Source organism: Spirosoma koreense, assembly GCF_054777875.1.
This window is the reverse complement of the sequence record NZ_BAAHAC010000010.1, coordinates 1-8690: the sequence shown is the minus strand read 5'-3', so window position 1 is coordinate 8690 and position 8690 is coordinate 1. Positions and strand designations below refer to the sequence as shown.

Sequence of the window (8690 nt, the reverse complement as noted above, 5' to 3'; positions counted from 1 at the left end):
CAACAAACTCATTCATCGTATTTGTGCCGTGGTGAAACGAGGAGAAAAATATAACTATTCTTTTTCTTCCCCTTTGTTAATGACATAGAAATCGGACGGTCGGCCACCCGGCGTGACCTGATTCGAGAGCGAACAAAAGCGGGTTTGGCCGCTGCGCGTGCCAGAGGACGAATCGGCGGACGCCCGAAGGGCCTATCTAGCGAAGCCCAAACAAAGGCAAGGGCTGTTAAGTCGATACATGCCCTCAAGACGCATACGATTCCGGAAATTGGTCAGTTGTTTAATCTCAGCCGAGCAACGGTTTACCAGTATTTGGCTTGGCAGAGGAAAAATAACAGTTGATTCATAAATGATAGTGAATCATAAAATGGGCGTTTCTTGAAACAAGTAATACACGACTATATAGCTTAAAATTTTGCGCTTTGGTAGATTACCGTTGATAAACAGTTTAACTAAGTAGGGGTACGGCCAAATCAGAACGTACAGCTTGTTTCAAAATCACATCCCGCAAACGGTCTTCGTGTTCATCACCCCATTGTCCTAGTGAGGCAATCACGGGGATTAACGTCTTACCAAATTCGGTAAGGCTGTATTCTACTTTTGGCGGTAAAACGGGGTAAATTTTTCTCGTAACCAGTTCGTGTTCTTCCAACTCGTTCAACTGCATATTCAAAACCCGGCGGGAAGCATCGGGGATTTTGCGTTGCAGTTCGCTTGGGCGTTTATGACCGACATGGATAAACCACAGCAAACGGATTTTCCATTTGCCGTAAAGGACTTCACCGATCAGGTCAAGTCCACAATTTAAGTTTGGTGTTGTTTTTCTCTCATACATAATACAAAATTATACGTATGTCCCAGTTGGTACAATAGGGGATAAATTTATCCCTATATGAATCGTAATACCGTACTTGTCCCCACTTCTTTTATACGCCACTTTTGCCCTATAGTTAATTCTCAAAAGTAGGGCAATAAATGGACCAGTTTAATTTCAACAATGAGTTATCAGGCAAGATTGCCTTGGTAACAGGAGGGACAAAAGGAGCCGGAAGAGCCATTGCAGATAGGCTTTTACAGGCTGGAGCAACGGTTATTATTACTGCCAGAAACGCACCGGAAAAACAAAACAGCCAGTTCCATTTCATTCCCTCCGATTTAAGTAAGGCAGAAGGATCACAAAAAGTAATCAGCGAGGTGCTATTTACTTATGGGAGGCTAGATATCCTGGTCAACAACCTCGGTGGATCATCTACGCCTGCTGGGGGTTTTGTCGCATTATCGGATGACGATTGGGAATCAACGCTACAGGCTAATCTACTGGCTGCTGTCCGACTGGACAGAGGATTTCTGCCACAGATGATCGAGCAAAAAAGTGGTGTCATCATTCACATTGCTTCGATCCAGGGCATATTGCCGCTTTACGATTCAACTTTGCCGTATGCAGCGGCCAAAGCCGGATTGAGAAACTACAGTAAAAGTTTATCCAATGAAGTTTCCCCCAAGGGTGTTCGGGTATTGACTGTTTCGCCGGGATGGATCAATACGACAGCATCAGGAGCCTGGCTGGGCGAAATTGCAAGAAACGCGAATAGTACGGTAGAAGAAGCGCAACAGAGTGTCATGGATGCATTGGGTGGAATACCATTCGGAAGACCGGCAGAACCCGGAGAGGTTGCAGAATTTATCGGCTTTTTGGTTTCTCCAAGAGCAAGCTACCTCACAGGGACTGAATATGTCATTGACGGTGGAACTGTACCCACTATTTAACAACCTAACAAAGAAAAAGAATGAACTTACCGAAAGTAATAACCGATTTAGTCGAAACGCAAAACCGCTTCGATAGCGTTGGGTATGCCAATTGTTTCTCTGAAACAGCCATTGTTCTTGATGAAGGAAAAACGCACAATGGAAGAAAAGAAATAGAACATTGGATCGCCGATTCGAACGAGCGATACAAGTCTACAATGAAGCCTGTGGGCTTTGAAGAAAAAGAAACGGAAAGCCTGTTGAAGGCAGAAACTTCAGGAAATTTCGAAGGAAGCCCTATTGTATTAACCTATCATCTAGAGATAGCTAATGAATTGATCCAGTCATTGAAAATTACGGGATAACAGGGAATGGTTAATTTTAGGCATTCCCAAAGGAACGGCTAAAATTAGTCGTTCCTTTTCTGCTCATAACAACAAGAAAAGTAGATGAAGAATGCCTTATATCGATCTGCAACGGGCGTTTGTGGTTCGTAACCCTTGTTTTATGAATTCTCATAAATGGCTCCCACTTGAGATGGTAGCTATTTACATATCTGTAAATGGGGCAATTAGAGAGACGGTGAAGGAACAAGTATTTAGTCAGCGAGGTCATTATCCATTAATCGCTTGGCTCCCATTCTCAGAAAAGAAATTGATTCAAAGCCCACTGCCTGCAGGAGCCAGGCTAGTGGGCTTTGATTATTCACCAAAACGGGCTAGCCAGAAAGATCATTTGAATTGATTCAATACGATACGAACCGCCATGGGTAGACTCCACAGCAGCGGAAAGCCCACGACTAGCATGGCCCAATGCGAGTGATGGGACCGCCACAGCCAGTAGCCAGCTAAAGCCGGTAAGCCCATAAACAGCACCCCCAAGCCCAAGAACCAGCTTCCAGGCCAGTCCTTGATAACCAGCCCCAGCAAGAGTAAGGCTGCCAGGGCATCCAGGCCTATGCCGATCCAGAAGAGTCGTTCTACCATGTGTATCTACTGTTTGAGACAAATGAGAGAACTAGAATGGGCCTGTCCAAACGTCATTAAATAACGAGTAGCGAATGGGCAATAAGTAACGGGAAAACATCCTTGTCGTACGGACTATAGTCGTTGTGAGTGGATTGCATTTTGAGCAGAATTGAGGCTATACTCTGCTAAGTGCCTACAAAACGCTGGCTCTGATGGGGGCTTGCGTTTTGGTCGTCGATAAATAGTATTGCCGTTAACTTAATACGGGACTTGCTACCTTTTTCTGGACTGAGAAACTAAGGAACATTGTTGCAGGGACCGCGTCATGAGAGAGATTGTACAATCAGAAAACAACCAAATTATATGTGTGTAATAATCTCGTAAAAGGCTCCTTTTACGAAGCATCGGTGATTTTATAATGCATTGTTGATCAGAAAGGCCACGCTTGAGCGTGGCCTTTCTGATCCCATTTTTTCATTCAACAACCTTGATTCTCAAGGCCTACAAAGATAGTTTTTTAACTCAATTTACGGATTGACAACAATCCTGCATGGGTCGTTCAAGCCTTGTCAACTAATTCGAAAACTATACCTTTGACCTCACAATGTACTTAGTCTTTTATGGTTTATTACGAAGTTCAGTTTCTCACCCTGATTCAGGGCGAGTGGATTAGTGTTAAGGAATTCGATGAATCCACCGGAGCACTGTTACCCCTTTCCGACTCCGCTGAGCAACTGAGCCTGGAAGAAGCCGAAACCCGGCTGATGGAGCTCTCCAAGAAATACCCTTTCTCACCTTCCGGATCAACAAAGTAATTCTGTAAACCCATGGCGAAGAAACCAACTTCTGCCGTTGCTAGTACAGGTTCCCCTAGATACGTGGCTTATTATCGGGTATCCACTAAATCCCAGGGGGATTCGGGCTTAGGCCTGGAAGCCCAGCGCACGGCCGTCGCGAACTTCGTCATAGGAGTAATCCTGGCCGAGTTCACCGAAGTCGAGTCGGGCAAGAAGAACCAGCGGGCTCAACTAACGGCGGCCATTGAGCGGGCTAAGAAAGAGGGGGCCGTTCTCGTCATCGCCAAACTGGACCGCTTAAGTCGCAATGCGTCCTTTATCTTTACCCTACGCGATTCGGGCGTGAACTTCCAATGTGTGGATATGCCCGATGCCAACACCTTAACCATTGGCATCTTCGCCACGCTGGCCCAACACGAACGGGAACTGATCAGTGCGCGTACCAAGTCAGCCTTAGCCGCTAAAATTGCCCAGGGGGCTAAGCTGGGCAAACCCGAGAATTTAACCCCTCAAGGTCAACAGAAAGGCGGAGAAACCACCCGTCGGAATGCCTTGACCCATCCGGCCAACCGGCGGGCTTTTTCCGTGGCCGATATGATGTACCAGGCCGGCAAGAACTTCTCCCAGATTGCCGACTACCTCTACCAGGCAGGTTTTCAAACCGTAGGCGGTTGCACCTTTCAGGCCACCCAAGTCAGGCGCTTGCTCAAGCGACAGCAGGCGACCGCTGATACTTAAGCATAAGCCGTTTGGTTGGGTTTCTTTCAGATTTTATACGGTGACTTTAGCTTTCCGTCCCCGAGGCTTACCCGTGTAAGCAGGCTTAGGAGTGGTATCAAGCAGTTGCAGCTCATAGCCCGTTACACCTTCCTGATAGATAAAGGGCTTTAGGGTAAAGGTGTACTTGATCAAGCTGTAGTCCAGACCTCCCTTCTGCAGAATAGGTCCCAAGGCGATCGAGTAGGATTTGGCCCCTTTCTTCATGGGAAAGCTTTCGCCCTGGTCGTCTTGAGTGGGCACCAGGTAAAGCACCTTGAGCTTTCGCTGACCGGGCTGGGTGCCGATCTGAAAGCGGAGCGAATCAAGGGGTATGCCCAGCTGGTCGATGGCTGGCTGGGGTAAGACCAGCTTGCCGGTGCTCAAGATAGTCCCTTCAAGTTTGAGCGGTTTAGTTAGCTTTGTCTGCTTGGTCTTGGGTGCTTTAGGGGTGTTATCTTGGCGTGTAAAAAAACGGAGTTGTTTGGCTTTCATGATGTCTGATTAAAGATCAACTGCTTGCCTGACAAACCTAAGTAATAATCTGCTGAGAGTAGTCGTCAGGTAAAAAATGCTGGTTTTAATGAGGGGATAAAATTGTACTTTTTTCCACCAAGTTGTATAAGCAATCTTATGTTAAGGGAATATCCCTAGATCAACTCCACCCTATAAGCCCTCAAAACAGACCCAATTGCACGTTGAAAAGGTGGACGTCGCGCAGGAGATTAAAAGTTTGTATTATGTTAATCGATTATTCGTAGGGTAGGTCCACGAATGGCAAGTAAAGTCCCTTCAAAACAGGCTTCTGAATCGGAATTCAATCAAATAAATTTAGTATTCTCGAGTAAGCAGGTTTAGGGAGTTACGCCTTGATTGGGTATAGGGTATGCCGATGGGCGGTAGTATAAATGCAAGTGTGTATTAACGATCCATCAAGAATGAAAAGCATCTCATTGATCGTAGTCTGGGTCATTTTGCTTAGTCATCATGCCCCCCTTGTTGCCCAGCAAACACTGACCGCAAGTTACGTGACCAACAGTCAGTTTTCAGGTCACTCTCTTCAGGGCTTTTCGCTGTCCTATCAGCGAGCCCTTACGCCTAAATGGTACTTGGGCGTAACGGCTAAGTATTGGAAATACGTGGTCATTCCCTACGATGACCGTTTGCAGGGGTTAGCCATTGATCTGCATCAATATCCCTTGATGGGTATGCTGCAGTATCGATTTCTGGATCGCCGGTGGCAGCCTTATCTAGGTGTGGAAACAGGCCTGTTACTCAACAGCTTTAAGGATATTGGCGGTAATCCTATTCAAAATAAAGTCAGCCTGGGAGCCATGCCCAAGGTAGGCCTAAGGTGGGTAAAAGCTAAAATAGGGGTATTTATTGAGGCTGGCTACTTTATGCAATCCTCAGGTTATGTTGAGTATCGGCAGATACAGCACTTTCCATTTCCTAGTAGTCTGCCCCTATACCAGGTTGGGATTCACTACAGCTGGCCATAAACGATTGGATTAGCGATTGCAAAAGAAAATTAGCGGGTTTCCAACCGTTTATAGGGGAATAAAGTCTAGTTCAAAAACGATCATCATGCGGACACCTCTCCTTACCTTCAGCTTGGTCATGGCTTGGGTTATAGTGCCCTTGACTGGATTCGCACAGATGGACTCGACTTCATCGGTGGTGCGAAGATCGCTTTGGCGAGTTAGTTTGTTCAATTTTGTCAAACCTGGACTCAGCTACGAGGTAGGTGTTGCCCGAAGAGTGTCCTTACTTTCAGTGGTCAATCTACGCACCAATTATAGCAGCCATAGCGAACAAAATAAGCCCCCTATCTCGTATCGAGCGTTAATGATTCAAGCTAGCCTAAGCGCTCGTTATTATTACAATTTGGAACGTCGTTCGGCTGCGGACAAGATTAGTCAACACAATAGCGGAGACTATCTAAGCTTAGGCGTTCAGTACACTTCTCCCATTGTGGCTCATTGGGGCCAGGAGAGCATTTATTCAAGCACATATCCCCAGGGGTTAGGCAATACAGCTAGTGTTCGATTCGTGTGGGGCATTCAACGACAATTACACCCAAAGCGCTTCTACTACGATCTTTCGGCCGGTTTTCTGGTCGATACAAACAGACCTGTTTACAAATTTCAGGATGCATTGACAGCACAGATAGTTATTGGCTACTGCTTGACTAAGTAAGCCTGCCGGTTAACATAATCGTGATCATATAACAAACAATATGCGCTTCTGGATTACTAGCCTGTTAGTTGTGTTCGTTGTATGGCGGGTGTGGGGTTGCGATTTTATGGGCTATCGTTCTATTGGCCAATTCCCTTCTAGACTGACAGCTCAACGTGCGGCATTTGACCACTTGTTAAGCCGTTACTGGTTGGTCTATTCGGTAATCGGTATCAAGTCATCTATCAGTATCCCAAAAACGATACTTGGCGAAACGAAGCCCTGTGGTACGACAAGGCTAGTGAGCAATTGGGCTTAGAAACCGATGTGGGAAGTGGCCCAGTCATGATTGAAGGGAAACTAACTCATTCGGACCTAAAGAGACTGGAAGTATTAACTCATCAAGGTATTCGAGTGGATAGCACCAATGATCACTTGTCAAGACTATTGATTGTGAATTAATTAGCATAACGGCACTTATACAATAACTAGAGCTCTATGGGTGTAATGGCTTTCCTTTTGCTAATTCCTACAGGTGTAATTTGGGAATCGGCTCGATAGATTCTATTTCCAATCTTAAAAAACAAGGCTTCTCCGCCTTGTTTCTGATTGCCTACTTTGGATTAATATCTTTCATAGCTTACCAAATAGATAATACTCCTAAGGAACCCTATAGGAGGCAATCTTTCTCCTCTAAAGAGGCTGAAGAAAATAATGTGTTCCTTGGTCGGTATAAACTAGTCACGAAACAGCAGATTCTGGCTTTCAAAGAGGCTTGGACAGAGCAGCAGATTACTTACTTTAACAACAAAAAAGATACTATTGACAGACACAGACAAAGCTTTGTCATTTTGATTGCTTTAACGAATAAAGCTTACCTACAAGACCACGCCTTTTCACTGGGTGAATGGTCTATTACATCGGGAAAAGGCGAACTTGAAGGGAAGTTTAGGCATTACAAAGCCGGAGGGATAATATATTTTGATGAAGACAAATTCGGTGACACCATTACTCTTCATTTTGAGTCTGTTGAAAATTACAGGACAATTTATAATCACTTTCTTTTTAAACGAATACCCGAATGAAACCTAGTACTTTGGCAGTATATTAGTTGTACTTATTTAATAAACCTAATCCGTACATAAGTCCATCTTGTTAAGGAATATTCCCTTTATATAAAGTTAGTTATAGAACGGGGCTAGAAATAAGTCAATTTTGCCATTCTAACGTGTATATAGAAAATTGTAATTTTCTAATCATCCTGCCAAACCTTAACTAATTCATAGTTGGTAATTTCAGTTATAGGATAATCTCCTCCCAGAGCTAAAATTCCTAATGAAGAGATAATGCCATTGGTTATCCATAAAGTGGCATCAGCTCCATTCTCAAACACAGATGATTTCACTTGTACACCGTTCAAGATCATGTCTTTACTGATACGAGACGGCTCTATTTGCTCATTAACAGGTTTGAAACTCACGAACATACCTACACCTGTATGCTGGTACTCATCTTCAATGAGGTAAGGGATTTGGCCCTTCAAAGAAGCTGTTTCTTGCAGACCTTCAGTTATAAGATTTATTATATCTTTCAGGTATAGAGATTGTATCACGTCTTTGTACTTAATATAGTTCTGTTTTATAACTATACTTATGTTAGTCGACTATTCTAATATCACAATATAAAACTCTAAATACTGGAATGTTGGTAAAATTATTTTTTAGGTAAGCTAATCCATCCTTCATCAGGCACATTATCTATTGTGGCCGGGACTGGTTCTTCCCATAGCACTCTTGTTAGTTGTGGATCATCACATTGAATTTTAACATAATATCTTCTACTCAAAAAGTGTTTTTCACCAAATCGAATAAGGTCAATCGACCCTAAACTATTACTACTTCTAAAGAGCTTCCCCTGATACATGTACTTGTAGGATAAAGTAAAGCTTCTTCTAAAGCTGCCGTTTACCTCAATAGGTTCAGCTACTGTTATTTTGCTACACTCATCAAGGGCGGATTCTTCGGAACCTCTTAGTAAGCCTATAAAAATGAAAACCACAATGACTACAAGCCACATGATAATCTTCTCTTGAGCAGTCATTTTATGCCTATTACTTGGCATTTGTTTGTTGTATAAGTGCAATTATGAACTGTGTTAAAAGTCAAGCACAAGTACGTAAAACAGGGAAATAATTCGGGTCGAAATCCTGATCAAACTTGACTACCGCAAACGCCTGACGGAGTAG

The 8690-nt window shown here is 44.0% G+C and carries 13 protein-coding genes; 8 read left to right on the top strand and 5 right to left on the bottom strand.

What is annotated here, in order from left to right:
* The first annotated feature begins 144 nt into the window (after positions 1-144).
* Entirely contained in the window at positions 145-342 is a 198-nt protein-coding gene (locus tag ACYVC2_RS11595; RefSeq protein ID WP_461102589.1) for a helix-turn-helix domain-containing protein, read from the top strand.
* A 106-nt stretch (positions 343-448) separates the two neighbouring features.
* Here the strand turns inward: ACYVC2_RS11595 and ACYVC2_RS11590 are convergent, their stop codons facing one another.
* Positions 449-835 (bottom strand): winged helix-turn-helix transcriptional regulator, encoded by a 387-nt coding sequence (locus tag ACYVC2_RS11590; RefSeq protein WP_461102588.1) that lies wholly within the window; start codon positions 833-835, stop codon positions 449-451.
* Positions 836-975: 140 nt separating this feature from the next.
* Between ACYVC2_RS11590 and ACYVC2_RS11585 the strand changes: the two genes are divergently transcribed.
* From ACYVC2_RS11585 to ACYVC2_RS11575, 3 genes are all read left to right on the top strand, one after another.
* Positions 976-1767, top strand: coding sequence for an SDR family oxidoreductase (locus ACYVC2_RS11585; protein WP_461102587.1), 792 nt, complete (start codon positions 976-978; stop codon positions 1765-1767).
* 20 nt (positions 1768-1787) lie between these two features.
* Complete coding sequence (locus ACYVC2_RS11580; protein ID WP_461102586.1) at positions 1788-2111, top strand: nuclear transport factor 2 family protein; 324 nt, start codon at positions 1788-1790, stop codon at positions 2109-2111.
* A 91-nt stretch (positions 2112-2202) separates the two neighbouring features.
* Positions 2203-2490 carry a hypothetical protein gene (locus ACYVC2_RS11575; RefSeq protein ID WP_461102585.1) on the top strand — a complete coding sequence of 96 codons (288 nt, stop codon included), beginning with the start codon at positions 2203-2205 and terminating at the stop codon, positions 2488-2490.
* On the opposite strand, the gene ACYVC2_RS11570 is transcribed toward ACYVC2_RS11575, so the two are convergent.
* Positions 2478-2732, bottom strand: a complete 255-nt coding sequence (locus ACYVC2_RS11570; RefSeq protein ID WP_461102584.1) for a hypothetical protein — start codon at positions 2730-2732, stop codon at positions 2478-2480. The genes ACYVC2_RS11575 and ACYVC2_RS11570 overlap by 13 nt on opposite strands.
* Positions 2733-3334: 602 nt before the next feature.
* On the opposite strand from ACYVC2_RS11570, the gene ACYVC2_RS11565 reads away from it, so the two are divergent.
* A complete protein-coding gene (locus ACYVC2_RS11565) occupies positions 3335-3529 on the top strand; it encodes a hypothetical protein (protein WP_461102583.1) in 195 nt (64 codons plus the stop codon).
* Positions 3530-3541: 12 nt separating this feature from the next.
* The gene (locus tag ACYVC2_RS11560) at positions 3542-4249 is read left to right on the top strand and encodes a recombinase family protein (RefSeq protein WP_461102582.1); all 708 of its coding nucleotides are present in this window, start codon (positions 3542-3544) and stop codon (positions 4247-4249) included.
* A 33-nt stretch (positions 4250-4282) separates the two neighbouring features.
* On the opposite strand, the gene ACYVC2_RS11555 is transcribed toward ACYVC2_RS11560, so the two are convergent.
* On the bottom strand, positions 4283-4762 hold the full coding sequence (locus ACYVC2_RS11555; protein ID WP_461102581.1) for a hypothetical protein: 480 nt from the start codon (positions 4760-4762) through the stop codon (positions 4283-4285).
* Positions 4763-5205: 443 nt separating this feature from the next.
* Between ACYVC2_RS11555 and ACYVC2_RS11550 the strand changes: the two genes are divergently transcribed.
* Both ACYVC2_RS11550 and ACYVC2_RS11545 read left to right on the top strand, forming a co-directional pair.
* Positions 5206-5769: a hypothetical protein gene (locus tag ACYVC2_RS11550; RefSeq protein ID WP_461102580.1), complete on the top strand. Its 564-nt coding sequence runs from the start codon at positions 5206-5208 to the stop codon at positions 5767-5769.
* 1275 nt (positions 5770-7044) lie between these two features.
* Positions 7045-7530 carry a hypothetical protein gene (locus tag ACYVC2_RS11545; protein ID WP_461102579.1) on the top strand — a complete coding sequence of 162 codons (486 nt, stop codon included), beginning with the start codon at positions 7045-7047 and terminating at the stop codon, positions 7528-7530.
* 167 nt (positions 7531-7697) lie between these two features.
* Here the strand turns inward: ACYVC2_RS11545 and ACYVC2_RS11540 are convergent, their stop codons facing one another.
* Complete coding sequence (locus tag ACYVC2_RS11540) at positions 7698-8057, bottom strand: hypothetical protein (RefSeq protein ID WP_461102578.1); 360 nt, start codon at positions 8055-8057, stop codon at positions 7698-7700.
* A 101-nt stretch (positions 8058-8158) separates the two neighbouring features.
* Positions 8159-8545: a hypothetical protein gene (locus tag ACYVC2_RS11535; RefSeq protein WP_461102577.1), complete on the bottom strand. Its 387-nt coding sequence runs from the start codon at positions 8543-8545 to the stop codon at positions 8159-8161.
* Positions 8546-8690: the final 145 nt, after the last annotated feature.

Coding starts and splice junctions, on each gene's coding strand:
- ACYVC2_RS11590 (WP_461102588.1), bottom strand. CDS start 835: ATGTATGAGAGAAAAACAACACCAAACTTAAATTGTGGACTTGACCTG.
- ACYVC2_RS11585 (WP_461102587.1), top strand. CDS start 976: ATGGACCAGTTTAATTTCAACAATGAGTTATCAGGCAAGATTGCCTTG.
- ACYVC2_RS11580 (WP_461102586.1), top strand. CDS start 1,788: ATGAACTTACCGAAAGTAATAACCGATTTAGTCGAAACGCAAAACCGC.
- ACYVC2_RS11575 (WP_461102585.1), top strand. CDS start 2,203: ATGCCTTATATCGATCTGCAACGGGCGTTTGTGGTTCGTAACCCTTGT.
- ACYVC2_RS11570 (WP_461102584.1), bottom strand. CDS start 2,732: ATGGTAGAACGACTCTTCTGGATCGGCATAGGCCTGGATGCCCTGGCA.
- ACYVC2_RS11565 (WP_461102583.1), top strand. CDS start 3,335: ATGGTTTATTACGAAGTTCAGTTTCTCACCCTGATTCAGGGCGAGTGG.
- ACYVC2_RS11560 (WP_461102582.1), top strand. CDS start 3,542: ATGGCGAAGAAACCAACTTCTGCCGTTGCTAGTACAGGTTCCCCTAGA.
- ACYVC2_RS11555 (WP_461102581.1), bottom strand. CDS start 4,762: ATGAAAGCCAAACAACTCCGTTTTTTTACACGCCAAGATAACACCCCT.
- ACYVC2_RS11550 (WP_461102580.1), top strand. CDS start 5,206: ATGAAAAGCATCTCATTGATCGTAGTCTGGGTCATTTTGCTTAGTCAT.
- ACYVC2_RS11535 (WP_461102577.1), bottom strand. CDS start 8,545: ATGACTGCTCAAGAGAAGATTATCATGTGGCTTGTAGTCATTGTGGTT.